Annotated in this window: 15 protein-coding genes; 3 read left to right on the top strand and 12 right to left on the bottom strand. The window is 70.3% G+C overall.

Annotated features, from left to right (window positions below; all coding sequences use genetic code 11):
* Nucleotides 1-161: 161 nt before the first annotated feature.
* The 6 genes from ACGFZQ_RS00465 to ACGFZQ_RS00440 form a co-directional block, all read right to left on the bottom strand.
* On the bottom strand, nt 162-443 hold the full coding sequence (locus ACGFZQ_RS00465; protein WP_189268239.1) for an HU family DNA-binding protein: 282 nt from the start codon (nt 441-443) through the stop codon (nt 162-164).
* A gap of 306 nt (nt 444-749) precedes the next feature.
* Nucleotides 750-2153 (bottom strand): NAD-dependent malic enzyme, encoded by a 1404-nt coding sequence (locus ACGFZQ_RS00460; protein WP_393838516.1) that lies wholly within the window; start codon nt 2151-2153, stop codon nt 750-752.
* A gap of 325 nt (nt 2154-2478) precedes the next feature.
* Nucleotides 2479-4794, bottom strand: coding sequence for a HelD family protein (locus tag ACGFZQ_RS00455; protein WP_393838515.1), 2316 nt, complete (start codon nt 4792-4794; stop codon nt 2479-2481).
* A 60-nt stretch (nt 4795-4854) separates the two neighbouring features.
* Complete coding sequence (locus ACGFZQ_RS00450; RefSeq protein WP_393838514.1) at nt 4855-5616, bottom strand: anti-sigma factor family protein; 762 nt, start codon at nt 5614-5616, stop codon at nt 4855-4857.
* Nucleotides 5617-5675: 59 nt separating this feature from the next.
* Nucleotides 5676-6197, bottom strand: a complete 522-nt coding sequence (locus ACGFZQ_RS00445; RefSeq protein ID WP_010039908.1) for a sigma-70 family RNA polymerase sigma factor — start codon at nt 6195-6197, stop codon at nt 5676-5678.
* A gap of 368 nt (nt 6198-6565) precedes the next feature.
* Complete coding sequence (locus tag ACGFZQ_RS00440) at nt 6566-7198, bottom strand: CGNR zinc finger domain-containing protein (protein WP_393838513.1); 633 nt, start codon at nt 7196-7198, stop codon at nt 6566-6568.
* 276 nt (nt 7199-7474) lie between these two features.
* Between ACGFZQ_RS00440 and ACGFZQ_RS00435 the strand changes: the two genes are divergently transcribed.
* Nucleotides 7475-8011 carry a peptidoglycan-binding protein gene (locus ACGFZQ_RS00435; RefSeq protein ID WP_351746812.1) on the top strand — a complete coding sequence of 179 codons (537 nt, stop codon included), beginning with the start codon at nt 7475-7477 and terminating at the stop codon, nt 8009-8011.
* Here the strand turns inward: ACGFZQ_RS00435 and ACGFZQ_RS00430 are convergent.
* The 6 genes from ACGFZQ_RS00430 to ACGFZQ_RS00405 form a co-directional block, all read right to left on the bottom strand.
* A complete protein-coding gene (locus ACGFZQ_RS00430) occupies nt 7962-8453 on the bottom strand; it encodes a helix-turn-helix domain-containing protein (protein ID WP_393838512.1) in 492 nt (163 codons plus the stop codon). The two genes, ACGFZQ_RS00435 and ACGFZQ_RS00430, sit on opposite strands and share 50 nt — an antisense overlap.
* Nucleotides 8454-8686: 233 nt before the next feature.
* Nucleotides 8687-8905 (bottom strand): hypothetical protein, encoded by a 219-nt coding sequence (locus ACGFZQ_RS00425; protein WP_393838511.1) that lies wholly within the window; start codon nt 8903-8905, stop codon nt 8687-8689.
* A gap of 24 nt (nt 8906-8929) precedes the next feature.
* Entirely contained in the window at nt 8930-10090 is a 1161-nt protein-coding gene (locus ACGFZQ_RS00420) for a uroporphyrinogen-III synthase (protein WP_393838510.1), read from the bottom strand.
* Nucleotides 10091-10178: 88 nt separating this feature from the next.
* Nucleotides 10179-11546, bottom strand: coding sequence for a nitrate/nitrite transporter (locus ACGFZQ_RS00415; RefSeq protein WP_393838509.1), 1368 nt, complete (start codon nt 11544-11546; stop codon nt 10179-10181).
* Nucleotides 11547-11723: 177 nt separating this feature from the next.
* Nucleotides 11724-12602, bottom strand: coding sequence for a hypothetical protein (locus ACGFZQ_RS00410; RefSeq protein ID WP_393838508.1), 879 nt, complete (start codon nt 12600-12602; stop codon nt 11724-11726).
* An 83-nt stretch (nt 12603-12685) separates the two neighbouring features.
* Nucleotides 12686-13156, bottom strand: a complete 471-nt coding sequence (locus ACGFZQ_RS00405; protein WP_393838507.1) for an ATP-binding protein — start codon at nt 13154-13156, stop codon at nt 12686-12688.
* Nucleotides 13157-13383: 227 nt separating this feature from the next.
* On the opposite strand from ACGFZQ_RS00405, the gene ACGFZQ_RS00400 reads away from it, so the two are divergent.
* Nucleotides 13384-14238, top strand: coding sequence for a helix-turn-helix domain-containing protein (locus tag ACGFZQ_RS00400; protein ID WP_393838506.1), 855 nt, complete (start codon nt 13384-13386; stop codon nt 14236-14238).
* Nucleotides 14239-14248: 10 nt separating this feature from the next.
* Complete coding sequence (locus ACGFZQ_RS00395; RefSeq protein ID WP_393838505.1) at nt 14249-14506, top strand: DUF397 domain-containing protein; 258 nt, start codon at nt 14249-14251, stop codon at nt 14504-14506.
* The last annotated feature ends 34 nt before the right edge of the window (nt 14507-14540 follow it).

Raw genomic sequence — 14540 nt, 5'->3', positions numbered from 1 at the left:
GGAGAAGCTCGTGGAACTGGGCGCGAAGGTCGAACTGCCGGGCAAGGCGCTCGGCTGACGCCCGCACAGCTGGTACGACGATGGGGCGGCCCCTGGTGGAGGGGCCGCCCCATCGTCGTGTTACACGCCGTACGCCGTCCCGTGGCCTACGGAAGGCAAGGTCACTTGCCCTTCGCGGATTCCTTCAGCTTCGAGCCCGCGGAGACCTTCACGCTGAAGCCGGCGGGGATGTTGATCGGCTCGCCGGTCTGCGGGTTGCGCGCGGTGCGAGCGGCACGGTGGGTCCGCTCGAAGGTCAGGAAGCCGGGGATGGTGACCTTCTCGTCGCCCTTGGAGACGATGTCACCGACGACGTCGGCGAACGCGGCCAGCACGGCGTCGGCGTCCTTGCGAGTCACCTCGGCACGGTCGGCCAGCGCGGCCACCAGCTCACTGCGGTTCATGTTGTTACTCCCGTGTTCTTCTTGCCATTGAGGCGTGCCACGCGGCGGAGCCGCATGTTGGGCCGGGACGCATCCTGCCCCCACCTGCGGCGGGAACGCCAATCCGTTGCCGCCCATACCCTACGGGGGGGCCGAAGGGGGGGTTTCACGACGCGCCGATTGGATGGCGTGGCAAGTTTCACAGACGTTTACTGGGGGCTGCTGCCCCCAGACCCCTGCATCATGCGGGCGCGTCGCGTCGTTTCGGGTGCCGGCCCGGTGGGGGTTGCTCGCGCCCCTTACGGGGCGCTCCTGGCGAGGGCGTTCTCAGGCGCCCTTCGCGGCCTCCCGCACCGCGCCCGCCACCGCTCCCGCGACCTTCTCGTTGAAGACGCTCGGGATGATGTAGTTCGGGTTCAGCTCGTCCTGGGTGACCACGTCGGCCAGCGCCTTCGCGGCCGCGAGCATCATGTCCGTGTTCACCGTGCGGGACTGGGCGTCCAGGAGGCCGCGGAAGACGCCCGGGAAGACCAGCACGTTGTTGATCTGGTTGGGGAAGTCGGAGCGGCCGGTGGCCACCACGGCGGCCGTCTGGCGGGCGATCGCCGGGTCCACCTCGGGGTCCGGGTTCGCGAGTGCGAACACGATCGCGTCGTCGGCCATGGCGGCCACGTCGTCGCCGTCGAGGACGTTCGGGGCCGAGACGCCGATGAAGACGTCCGCGCCCCGCACGGCCTCCTTCAGCGTGCCGGTGAGGCCCTCGTGGTTGGTGTTGTCGGCGATCCAGCGCAGCGGCGAATCGGCCGGGGCCTCCACCAGGTCCTCGCGGGCGGAGTGCACGACACCGCGGATGTCGGCGACGACGGCGTTCTTCAGGCCGGCCGCGATCAGCAGCTTGAGGATGGCCGTACCGGCCGCGCCGGCGCCGGACATGACGACCCGGATGTTCTCAATCGCCTTGCCGGTGCAGCGAAGTGCGTTGGTCAGGGCGGCGAGGACGACGATCGCGGTGCCGTGCTGGTCGTCGTGGAAGACGGGGATGTCGAGGGCCTCACGCAGGCGCGCCTCGATCTCGAAGCAGCGCGGGGCGGAGATGTCCTCCAGGTTGATGCCGGCGAACCCGGGGGCGATCGCCTTGACGATCTCGACGATCGCGTCGGTGTCCTGGGTGTCCAGGCACAGCGGCCAGGCGTCGATGCCGGCGAACCGCTTGAAGAGGGCCGCCTTGCCCTCCATGACGGGCAGCGCGGCCATCGGGCCGATGTTGCCGAGGCCCAGGACCGCGGAGCCGTCCGTCACGACCGCAACGGAGTTGCGCTTGATGGTGAGGCGGCGCGCGTCCTCGGGGTTCTCCGCGATCGCCATGCACACGCGGGCCACGCCCGGGGTGTAGATCATGGAGAGGTCGTCACGGTTGCGGATGGGGTGCTTGGACTGCATCTCGATCTTGCCGCCGAGGTGCATGAGGAACGTACGGTCCGAGACCTTGCCGAGGGTGACGCCCTCGATCTCGCGGAGCTGCCCGACGATCTGGTCGGCGTGGGCGGTCGAGCTGGCCGCGATGGTGACGTCGATGCGGAGCTTCTCGTGACCCGACGCGGTGACGTCGAGGCCGGTCACCGAGCCTCCGGAGGACTCCACGGCGGTGGTGAGCTGCGAGACGGCGGTTCCGCTCGCGGGCACCTCCAGCCGGATGGTCATCGAGTAGGAGACGCTGGGCGCCGTTGCCATGGCCGACTTCCTTCGTTTCACCGTGTAGCGATTTCTGCCGTCCGATCGTCGCACCTACCGCCGGGTAGGCGTTAGCGGGGCCTGGTTTCGTGCCTATTGTTCGCGCGAAAAAGAGGCCCACATCACACTGTGATGTGGGCCTCTTCGACGTTCATGACACCGACCCGCCATGCTCGCCTCGCGGCAAGTGGTCGCTCGTAGCGACGAAGGTTGGGCCCGGGGGCTTGGATCGAGCCGGTGTCACGACAAGGCTAACAAACGGATCCCGTAAGGCCATTCCCGTCCGGGGACTTCACAGGAAACCTCCAGCCGAACGGCCCCGCGCTCACTCCCTGAGGAGGTCCGGCACCCCGGCCGCGTCCGGCTCGTCCCGCTCCGCGGAGACCACCGTCAGCTGCTGGGTCGCCCGGGTGAGGGCCACGTACAGCACGCGTAGCCCGGCCGGGGACTCGTCGGCGATCTCGGCGGGCGACACGACGACCGTCGCGTCGTACTCCAGGCCCTTGGCCTCCAGGCTGCCCAGGGCCACCACCCGGTCGCCGAGCCCGGCGAGCCAGCGGGCGGCCTCGGCGCGCCGGTCCATGGCGACGACCACGCCGACCGTGCCGTCGACCTGGTCGAGAAGCCGCTCGGCCGCCGCCCGCACGGTCTTCTCCAGCGAGTCGCGGACAACCGTGAAGCTGGGCTCGACGCCGGTGGAGCGGACCGCCGACGGGGACTTGGAGCCGGGCATGGCGAGGGCCAGCACCCGGGCCGCGAGTTCGGCGATCTCCGCCGGGTTGCGGTAGTTCACGGTGAGCTCGAAGCGGCGGCGCGGGCGGCTGCCGAGGGCCTCGTCCCGCGCCTCGGCCGCCTCGTCCGGGTCGGACCAGGAGGACTGGGCGGGGTCGCCGACCACCGTCCAGGTGGCGTGCCGGCCGCGGCGGCCGACCATCCGCCACTGCATGGGGGTGAGGTCCTGCGCCTCGTCGACGATGACGTGGGCGTACTCGACGCGCTCCTGGGCGAGCCGTTCGGCGCGCTCGCGCTGGGACTCCTCGCGCGTCGGCATCAGCTCCTCCAGGCCGGTGAGCTGGTCCAGCGGGTCCAGTTCGCGCTTCTTCCGGGGGCGGACCGGGGCGCCGAGGATGGCCTGGAGTTCGTCGAGCATGGCGATGTCGTGCACGGTGTGGCCGTCCCGGCGCAGGGAGCGGGCGACCCTGCGGATCTCGCCGGGGTTGAGGATGCGGCGGGCCCAGCGGCCGAGGCGGCGCTCGTCGGCCATCGCGGTGAGGACGGACCGCGGGGTCAGCTCGGGCCACCAGGCGTCGAGGAACTCGATGAAGGAGTCCTCCGTGACGATGTCCTCGTCGAAGGAGGAGCGCAGTTCGGCGGCCAGCTCCGGGTCGCTGTGCCGGCCGGCCGCGCCGGAGCGGGTCCACAGGGCGTCCAGGAGGAGCTTGCGGGCACGCGGCCGCAGCAGGTTGACGGGGGCCGTGCCGCTGAGCGCGTTGTGTCTGACGCGGTCGAGTTCCTCGGCCTCCAGCTCCAGGCGACGGCCGAAGGCGACGACTCTGAGCCGGGTCGGTGAATCGTTCAGCTCCAGGGCTCCGCGGGCGGCCTTGCGCAGCACCCGGAGCATCCGGGAGGAGCCCTTGGCGCGGGCGGTGGCCGGCGTGTCGTACAGGGTCGCCTCGGCGCCGTCGACGAGGGAGCCGATGGCGCGGATGGCGACCTGGCCCTCCTCGCCGAGGGACGGGAGGACCCCTTCGGTGTAGGCGACCAGCAGCGGGGTCGGGGAGACGATCAGGATGCCGCCCGCGTACCGGCGCCGGTCCTGGTAGAGCAGGTAGGCGGCGCGGTGCAGCGCCACGGCCGTCTTGCCCGTTCCCGGGCCGCCCTCGACGTAGGTGACGGAGGCGGCGGGGGCGCGGATGACCAGGTCCTGCTCGGCCTGGATGGAGGCGACGATGTCCCGCATGGAGTGGGTGCGGGCCTGGCCGAGGGCGGCCATCAGGGCGCCGTCGCCGATGACGGGCAGGGTGCCGCCGTCGAGGAAGGCGGTCAGCTCCGGGCGCATCAGGTCGTCCTCGACCCCGAGGACCCGGCGGCCCTTGGAGCGGATCACCCGGCGTCGTACGACACGCCCGGGATCCACCGGAGTGGACCTGTAGAACGGCGCGGCGGCCGGGGCCCGCCAGTCGATGACCAGCGGGGAGTAGTCCTGGTCGAGGACGCCGATCCGGCCGATGTGCAGGGTCTCGGCGATGTCGGCGGTGTTGTCCGCGCGGACCGCGCCCTCGGCGGGCTCCACGGCGGTGTAGGCGCCGTCCGGGCCCTTCTTGCCGTCCTTGCCGAGGAGCAGGTCGATCCGGCCGAAGAGGAAGTCCTCGAACTCGTTGTTGAGCCGGTTGAGGTGGACCCCCGCCCGGAACACCTGCGCGTCCCGCTCGGCGAGGGCACCGGGGGTGCCCACCTGGCCGCGCTTGGCCGCGTCGGTCATGAGGAATTCCGCCTCGTGGATCTTCTCCTCGAGGCGCTGGTACACCCGGTCGAGGTGTTCCTGTTCGACGCTGATCTCACGGTCCCGAACGGAGTCCTGACTGGAGTCCTGTTCCGAGCCGTGAGGGCCGACCGCGGATTGTTGAGCCTGAGCGGCCACCGGGCCCCCTTCTGACGTGCTGGGCAGCCGTCAACCGTACGCGAAGGGGGCCCGCTGAAGCTACGCGCTGACCGAGACCAGCTTCTTGCCGTCGAACGTCATGACTTCGAAGTGGTCGATCTGGTTGGGGGTGAAGGCCGCGCCGCCGTGTACGTAGAGAGGCTCCTTGGCCTTCTCCGACTTGGCGTCCGTGATGCCGTATCCCCAGGTCGGGACGGACCAGGAGGTCACCGTCTCGCGCTCGCCGTTCTTGCCGACGGCGATCAGTGAGCACTTCTTCGGGCCGGTGACGTTCTTGAGCTGGAGGACCGCGTGGGTGCCCCAGTCCTTCTTCTCGACGGCGACGGTCGCGGAGACGTGGGTCGTCGGGTCCGTCGCCGACTTCTTGTCGGACATCGTCTGGAAGGCCGTCTGAGCCGGCCCCATGGCCATGTCCGTGCCGCCGCCGCTGTCCGAGCCGGTCAGCGCCACGCCGGCCGCGGTGCCGCCGGCGATCAGCACGACCGAGGCCGCCAGTCCGAAGAGGCTGCGCCGGGTGCGGACCTTCCGCTTGTCGGCTACCTCCACGACCAGCTTCTCGACCATCCGGGGGCTGGGTTTGGCGGACAGCGACTCGCCGATGGACGGCGTGGATCCGGAACCCGGCAGATCGGCCAGGGCCGCTAGCATGGGCTCCATTCCGGCCAGCTCGTCGAGCTGCTGGGCGCACCATTCGCACCCGGCCAGATGGGCCTCGAAAGCGGTTGCCTCGGCGTCGTCGAGAATCCCCAGCGCATACGCGCCGACGGTCTCGTGCTCATTGGGAACCGGAGATTCCTGCATAGCACCAGACATACCCGAACCACCTGTGCCGAACCCGCCGTGTCCCCCGTACACACTCATCACGCCGTCACCCCCCGCTCCTCCAGTGCCAGCTTCATGGACCGCAGGGCATAGAACACCCGTGAGCGCACGGTGCCGCTGGGTATACCCAGCGTTTCGGCCGCCTCGTTGACGGTACGCCCCTTGAAGTACGTCTCGACGAGCACCTCCCGGTGGGCCGGGGTCAGGTCGTCGAGCGCGTCAGACAGCGTCATCAGCCACAGCGCCTTGTCGATCTCGTCCTCCGCGGGGATGACCTCCAGCGGCGACGGATCGACCTCCTGCGGCCGGGCCTGCCGGCTGCGGTGACCGTCGATGACGATGCGGCGAGCGACCGTCACCAGCCAGGGGCGTACCGATCCGGTCGCTCGATTGAGCTGGCCGGCGTTCTTCCAGGCACGGATGAGTGTCTCTTGCACGACGTCCTCGGCGCGTTGCCGATCACCGGCGACCAGCCGAAGGACATACGCAAGGAGAGGTCCGGCGTGCTCTCGGTAGAGAGCACGCATCAGCTCCTCATCGGGCTCCGAGGGCTGGGACATGCGATGTCGGGCCCTCGATCCACGTTCATTGGCCACGGCCGCATCCTTGCGCACGCCCACCTCCGGTGTCCGGGGGTTCCCCCAGTCGGTCGCTCCCCCACCGGTACGGAAGTGGCCCGCGGTGTGTTCAACAAGACCTCACATTTTTCTGCGGGGTGACATGACGAGCGGGACATGACCGCACATTCCCACCGCGTGATCTTTACATTTCCGACACATCGCCGAACGCCCGAGCGATGCCCTGGGGTTGCCGCCGACAAACTGAATGTTGTCGAAATCACTTCCGAGGAGCTTCGATGAAGATCCGACAGATACCGTAAAAGGGGCGGGGGTTGAGGAGAGCGGTTCGGGCGAGGGCCGGTCGGTGGTCAGGCTTGGGCGAGTGCCGCGCGGCGGCGGTGGCGGGCCACCCGCTCGCGGTTGCCGCAGATCTCGCTGGAGCACCAGCGGCGTCTGCGCCCGCGGGAGGTGTCCAGGTAGACGATGGGGCAGTTGTCGCCCTCGCACTCCCGGACGGCCGCCCGCGCCACGGGGTCGGTGAGCAGCTCCACGGTGTCCCGGGCGACGGCCGCGAGCAGCGCGGCGCACTCCGGCGGACCGGCCAGCTCCCGGACCAGGAACCCGTCCGCGCCGGGTACGGCACGCGGGGCCGGGGGTGCGGCGGCTCGCGCGAGGTCGTTGACGCCGGCGAGTGCGAGGTCGTACGACCGGGGGCGGGGGTTGTTCCGGACGCCGTTATGGCCGCTTTTGCGGCTACCGTCCCGTTCGCGCACCAATTGCTCCACATATTCCCGTAGTTCACGGAATGCGACGAGCCAGCCGGTGTCGGCGTGCGTCAGCGGGGTGCCCGGCGGGACGAGTCCGGAACCGGTGATCCAGGCCCGCAACGGTTCGAGCGCGTCGAGCCGTTCGCCGGGATGCGTGGTCGCCAGCAGATCCAGACAGATCCGCCCCGCGTCGAAGCGCAGTTCGTACGGGGCCGTCGCCGTACCCAGTGCCATGTGCCTGTCACCGCCTAGGACAGGGAACCGTGTCCACTCACAGTGCCCGGCCCGGCGGGCGGCCGGAACCCCTCGCACCCGTGTTCCGCGAGGTTCCCGTCCGACCCGCACCCGGCGGGGACGCCGGTGCGTGCGGCGCGGGCCGTCCCCGTTCGGTCCGGATACCCCGGCAGGCCTCGCCGCGGCGCCCCGCGGCCGTAACCCTTTGTCCTGCGAACGCACGGCGAGCCGCCCCAGGGGGACCACGGGGGACGGCGGTTCAGAGAGGACACGTTCATGAGCATGCGCATCCGGGTCGTCGCGATGGCGACGGCCGTACTGCTGGGCGCCGGCGGCCTGGCCCTGGCACCCGCGGCGAGTGCCGCCGCGCCGTACCACGGCATCGACGGCGGCGGCGCGGTCACCGACGACTGGCAGGACGAGGAGAACCTCGGCGTCGACGACTACGCCACGAGCAACGCCACCGCCCTGTGGGAGACCGTCCTGTGGGCGGACGGCGCCCAGTGGCAGGACGACGACGGCGACTGGCACCCCTTCACCAGGAACCAGATCGACGGCTCGTTCGGCCCCGAGACCGAGTCGGCCACCCAGTGGTGGCAGGAGCACTTCGGTCTTTCGGACAACGACGGCGTCGTCACCGACCAGACGTGGACCTTCGCCCAGCAGCGGCTCACCGGCCCGACCTCGCTCCAGACCGTCACGTACCACGGCACCGCGCACAACACCCCGCTCAAGCGGATCAGCGGCAAGTACCGGGTGCGGATCAAGGGCACCGGCTCCTACAAGATCGCGTACTACGACAAGCTCGGCTGAGCACCCCGCGGGGCAGCGCCCACAGCAGCCCCGCGGTCAGCAGCACGATGACACCGAACGCGGCGAGGGCGGCAGTCCGCCACCGCCGCGTTCGCGGTTCCGGTACCGGGAGCGGCTCCGCCGCGGGCAGCGGTTCCGGTATGGGCACCGGTTCCTCCGGTGGCTCCGACGCCCCCTGCGGCCACGCCTGTTCGGCCAGCTCCCACAGTGCCAGCAGCCGCGTCTGGTCCCCGCCGCCCAGCCGGCACAGCACCTGGGCCGCACTCCTCGGCGGCAGTCTGTCCCCGCTGAGATAGCGCTGCCACGACGACTTGCTGTACGCGGTACGCCGGGCCAGTTCGGCCAGGCTGAGCCCGGTACGGCCCTTCAGGACCCGCAGTTGCTCGACCAGCTGCCGGGCCTCACCCGGCAGTGTGGCCGGCAACGGCTGCCAGCGTGTCATGTCCCGTTCCCCCCGTGTGCCTCGGTCCGGCGTCAGCGTGCCGCCCGCCCGGGGGGATCCGGCAGAGCGCACGCCCGCGGACCGGGGCACACGCGGTCCCGCGTGCGCGTCCGCGCGGGACGCCCCGGCGCGGACGGGGAGGGACGGACCCGAGTGACGGCCCGAGTGGCGGCCCGGGAGCCGCCGGTTACGGCCGGTTGCCGGGAGACGGTCCCCAGAACGTCGTACGACGGTCAGCCGGACCGCTCATCCCCCGTGGCGAAGAACCGCCGTACGTACTCCCCCGAAGGCAGCGCGCTCTCCCGCATGAGGGAGAAGACCTCGGCCCCTTCGCCCGGCACGTCGTCCATCCGGAACGCCTCGGCGAAATCGACGTGGTCGACGTCGTCCAGCGCGTCGCAGTACGCACGTGCCTCGGTCTCCGCACGGTCGATCGCCTCGTCCGGTACCACTCCGTGGCCGCCATGACCGGAGTCTCACACGTCGGCGTACTTGGCGTCCGCAGCCGGGTCCAGGGCCAGCCGGTAGCCACGCTTGACCACCGTCTGGATCAGCTTCGGCGCGCCCAGGGCCGTACGCAGCCGGGCCATCGCCGTCTCCACCGCGTGTTCGTCGCGGCCCGCGCCCGGCAGGGCCCGGAGGAGTTCGGCGCGGGCGACCACCCAGCCCGGCCGCCGTGCGAGCGCCCGCAGCAGGGACATCCCGGCCGGCGGTACCGGCCGCAGCGCGCCGTCGACGAGGACCGCATGCCCGCGGATCTCCACCCGGTGGCCGGCGACGGGCAACGCCCGTGCGCGCGAGGGGAGTTCCTGACAGAGCAGCTGTACGAGAGGTCCGAGCCGGAAGCGTTCGGGCTGGATGGTGTCGACGCCGAGGGCCTGGAGCGGGAGCGCGGTGACCGGGCCGACGCAGGCCGGGACGACGTCGTGGTGGAGGGCGGCGAGCAGGTCGTCGTGGAGCCCCCGTTTCCCGGCGCGGGACAGCAGGGAGGCCGCGGCGGGAGCGCTGGTGAAGGTGACCGCGTCGACCGAGCGGGAGACGACGGCGTCCAGGAGCCGGTCCACCGGCCCGAGGTCCTCCGGCGGCATCCACCGGTACACCGGCACCGGCAGCACCTCCGCTCCCGCGGCCCGCAGCGACTCCACGAACCCCGGCAACGGCTCCCCGTGCAGCTGTACGGCGATCCGGCGGCCCTCGACACCCTCCTCCAGGAGCCGGTCGAGCACCTCGGCCATGGACTCGGAGGTCGGCGACCACTGCTCGGTGAGCCCGGCGGCCCGGACCGCCCCCTTGACCTTGGGACCGCGGGCCAGCAGCTCGACATGGCGCAGCCGGTCCAGCAGCTGCTCGCCGAAGCCCCAGCCGTCCGCGGCCTCGATCCACCCCCGGAACCCGATCGCGGTGGTCGCCACGGCCACGTCCGGCGCCTGGTCGATGATCTCCTTCGTGGCGGCGAGGAGTTCCCCGTCGTCGGCGAGCGGCACGATACGCAGGGCGGGCGCGTGCAGCACGGCGGCACCGCGCCGCTGGAGCAGCGCCCCGAGCTCGTCGGCCCGGCGCGCGGCCGTGACCCCCACGGTGAACCCCGCGAGAGGGCCGGGCCGGCCGGGGTCCGGCCGCTGCTGTTCCTCGTCCATGGCTGCTCTCCTAGCTGACCTGCATGCCGACCGAGCCTGTCAACGGTGCGTGACAGGCTCGGTTCGGCTCCATGTCACCCGTGTTACGTCACACCTCGGCGTAGCTGAGCTGTGCCTTTGTCTCGGTGGCGGCTGTGGGACGCCCCTGCGCGGCGGGCCGCCGAAGGTATACGGCCCAGGTGACGGCGAAGCACAGGCCGTAGAAGACCAGGAAGGCGACGAAGGCACCGGTGCCGGAGCCGAAGGAGAGGTAGGACTGCCGGAAGGCGAGGTTGATACCGACGCCGCCGAGCGCGCCGACCGCCCCGATGAGTCCCATGGAGGCCCCGGACAGCCGCCGCCCGTAGGCCACGGCCTCCTCACCGGCGAGCCCCTTGGCGAGGGCCTTGGCCTGGAAGATGCCGGGGATCATCTTGTACGTCGACCCGTTGCCGAGGCCGCTGAGCACGAACAGCACGACGAAGAACGTGACGAACAGCGGCAGTGACTTCTGCATGCTGGCGACGACGAGGAGGGCGGTGGCGGCGGCCATGCCGACGTAGTTCCAGAGCGTGATCCGCGCCCCGCCGTACCTGTCGGCGAGCCATCCGCCGACGGGCCGGATGAGGGAGCCGAGCAGCGGACCGATGAAGGTGAGGTACGCGGCCTGGAGCGGCGTACGGCCGAACTGGACCTGGAGCACCTGGCCGAAGGCGAACGCGTACCCGATGAACGACCCGAACGTCCCGACGTAGAGGAAGGACATGATCCAGGTGTGGGCGTCCTTCGCGGCGTCGATCGCGGCGCCGGTGTCGTTCTTCACGGTGGCGAGGTTGTCCATGAAGACCGCGGCGAGGACGGCGGCCAGCAGGATCAGCGGGATGTAGATGCCGAGCAGCACGCGCGGCCCGCCCCCGGCCCCGATGATCGCGAGGGTGACCAGCTGGATGACGGGCACCCCGATGTTGCCGCCGCCCGCGTTGAGCCCGAGCGCCCACCCCTTCTTCTTCAACGGGAAGAAGGCGTTGATGTTGGTCATGGAGGAGGCGAAGTTGCCGCCGCCGATGCCGGCCAGCAGGCCGATGAGGAGGAAGGTGTCGAAGGACGTCCCCGGCTTCATCACCGCGAAGGCGGCGACGGTCGGGACGAGCAGCAGCCCGGCGGAGATGATCGTCCAGTTCCGGCCGCCGAAGAGCGCGACGGCGAAGGTGTACGGCACCCGGACGACGGCGCCGACCAGGGTGACCACGGAGGTCAGCAGGAACTTGTCGGCCGGGGTCAGGCCGTACTCGGGGCCCATGAACAGCACCAGCACGGACCACATGGTCCAGATCGAGAACCCGATGTGCTCGGACAGGACCGAGAAGATCAGGTTCCGCCGTGCGACCTTCTCACCGGTCGCGTTCCAGAACGCCTCGTCCTCCGGATCCCACTCCTGGATCCAGCGACTGCGTGAGGTAGGGGCTGGGGCTGTCATGACGCCTCCACGGTGCTCCGCGTGCTCGGTCTTCCGACTTCGGATGAGTGACTGAGCCCGAAGGTAGGGAGACGGAGTTTCCGCACTGTGGCTGTGGGTGACCGGAAGGGAACGTTGCTCTCACCCTGGGGGGAGGGCGGGTGAGAGGTCGGGGGAGGAGGCGCCGCGGAGGAGGACTCAGCGGGACGAGGGGTAGGGAGGCTGCTGGGGCGGGGTGTAGGGCCCGTAGGGGCCGGGGGGCGGGGCGTAGGGGCCGGGGGCGGGCGGGGCGGGCGGCTGCTGGCCGTAACCGGCGGGGGCGGGCTGGGTGCCGTACGGGGGCTGGGTGCCGTACTGGGGCTGCGTGCTGTACGGACCGTAGGGACCGGGCTGCTGCGGCCATGGCTGCTGGTACTGAGGCTGCTGGTAGGGGGCCTGCTGCCCGTGCTGCTGTACCGGGGTCGACTGCATCGGCATCGGCATCGGTGTGCCCGGCGGCAGATACCGCACCCGGCCGTTCTGCTCCGTCACCGGCATGAACCCGGCGGCCTGGAGGCGCTGCGCGAACTTGGCGTTGCGTCCGCGCGTGACGAAGACACCAAGCCCCATGACGGCCATGACGACGACCCACACGACACCGGAGACGAAGAAGGCTCCGGCGCTCCCGCCGGCCCGCGCCGCGGCCAGCACCAGCCCGAGGGTGATGCCGCCGGCCGCGAACAGCATCCGCTTCTCGGCGTTCTTGCCGGTGAGGTCGAACTGGATCCGGGCCTTGAGGAGTTCGACGGCGTCGGGAACGAGGGGCGGCAGGGAGACCCCGTCGGCGGCGTTCGGGTACTGCGCCCAGTTCTGCGCGGCGCGGGCCCGGCCCTGCGGGCTGTGGTCGGGGACGATCAGCATCTTGAGCACGTTGTTGCGGGAGCCGGTGTAGCGGGCGTCGGCGTACTCGTACCCGAACTGCTGGGCGATGAAGGCCAGCCGGGCCAGCTTCTTCACGGAGGACCAGGCGTTGGTGAGCTCGACGGGCTCGCCGCCGGCCATCAACCGGAACATCTTCCGCACCTGCCGCGTACTCACAGCATCCACTCCCCGTCGGCTGAGTCATCTTTTCACTTCCGCAACCGGGAAAGTTTTCCATGCGGCAGGCCACGAGGGGACGGCTACCGAGTGGATTGACTGGAGCTTGACCTGTCCACCTCGAACCACAACAGCTTCCCGGCACCACGGTCCAGCGGGCCGCCGTCCCCGATGGACCAGCCGCCCCACGAGTCGGCGTACTCCTGCACGAGACGCAGCCCGCGCCCCTCTTCGGCATCCACCGGGGCGAGCGGGACACGGTCCGACGGCGGTGCACCGAAGGGGGCCGGGACGCGCGGATGACTGTCCCAGACACCGACCCGCAACCGGCCGTCGGGCAGGGCGGTCAGCCGGAGGGAGGCGGGGCCGTCCGTGTGCCGGTAGGCGTTGGTGACCAGTTCGGACGTCAACAGCTCGACCAGGTCGAGGATTTCGTGCCTTCCATGGCCTCCGAGTGCCGCCCGTACGGTCATACGTGCGACGCGTGCCGCGCGCGGATCATGGGGCAGGCGAAGGGCGTACGCCCAGGTGTCGGGCAGGGATACGGTTCCCATGGTGACCTCCAGCGAGAGAAGGGGAGGCGGATCGGGCTCAACGACCGCGCCGGGCGGTGGCTCTGCCGTGGGGGGTGCGCTTCCGGCTTAGGGCGGGGGGAGTTGAGCGGTACAGGCACTACAGTAGGCCCCGAATGGGAGATATATCTCCACAATCGGGGAGATGTGCCTGCACTTACCTCATGTGGGTTACGAGAGCGCCGCACATCGACCGGAAAGGACATGCCGTGCCGCCCACCAGCAACCCCACTCTGCGGCAACGGCGTCTCGGCACCGAGCTGCGCAAACTCCGTGAACGATCCGGTCTCACGGTCACCCAGGCCGGCGCACTTCTGGGCGTCAACCAGGGGCGCGTCAGCATGATCGAGACAGGTCGCAGCTCCCTCAGCGCCGACCGCGTCCGTTCACTGGCATCGGCGTATGACTGCTCGGACGGGGCCATGGTCGACGCCTTGGCGACGATGACCGGACGCCGGACGCGCGGCTGGTGGGAGGAGTACCGCGAACACCTCCCGGCCGCGTTGGTCGATCTGGCCGAGCTTGAGCACCACGCAACCGGGCTGCGGGTGGCCCTCGCGATGCACATTCCCGCATTGCTGCAGACCGCTGACCACGCCCGCGCCCTGTTCCGGGCTGTGGTACCGCCCATGAGGCAGTACGAGATCGAGCACCGCCTCACGCACCGCATGAAACGACAGGGCATCCTGCACCGAGAGGAGCCGCTGCCGTATACGGCGATCATTCATGAATCGGCTCTTCGTATCCGGTTCGGCGGCCCCGATGTCAGGCATGGTCAGCTCAAGCATCTTCTCGACATGAGCGAGCTGCCGAACGTGATCGTCCGGGTGATCCCGTTCGACGCGGAGTACTACCCGAGCACAGGTCAGTCCTTCGACTACGTCGTGGGCCCGGTCCCCCAGCTCGACACAGTGCAGCTCGACACCCACCACGGCGGGTGCGGATTCCTCGACGGCGAGGCACAGTTGAGCAAGTACCGTGCCGTGCTGGATCACATGGAGTCCTGCGCACTCGGCCCCGCCGAATCACGCGACTTCGTCCAGAGCCTCATCCAGGACATCTGAGAGAGCGATCGTGCACATACTCCACTGGCGGAAGTCCACTCACAGCGGCGACAGCTCGAACTGCGTCGAGATAGCCACCGCCCCCTCGGCCGTCCACATCCGCGACTCGAAGACCACCCCCGCCCCCCACCTCACCGTCACCGTCACCGTCACCGACGGCGCATGGGCCAGCTTCCTCGCGTACGCACGCCGGCCCGATACGAGGGCAGTGATTGGCGGACTTGTGCCGCGCCGGGAACCCGACAACCGATCTGACCTGCTGAAATAGGCAGTCGCCTGCCCATCCAGACGGCACAGATCCA

This window comes from Streptomyces sp. NPDC048254, from assembly GCF_043201895.1.
GTDB lineage: Bacteria > Actinomycetota > Actinomycetes > Streptomycetales > Streptomycetaceae > Streptomyces.
Note: the sequence above shows the minus strand (reverse complement) of the source record. Positions and strands in the feature narration are given on the sequence as shown.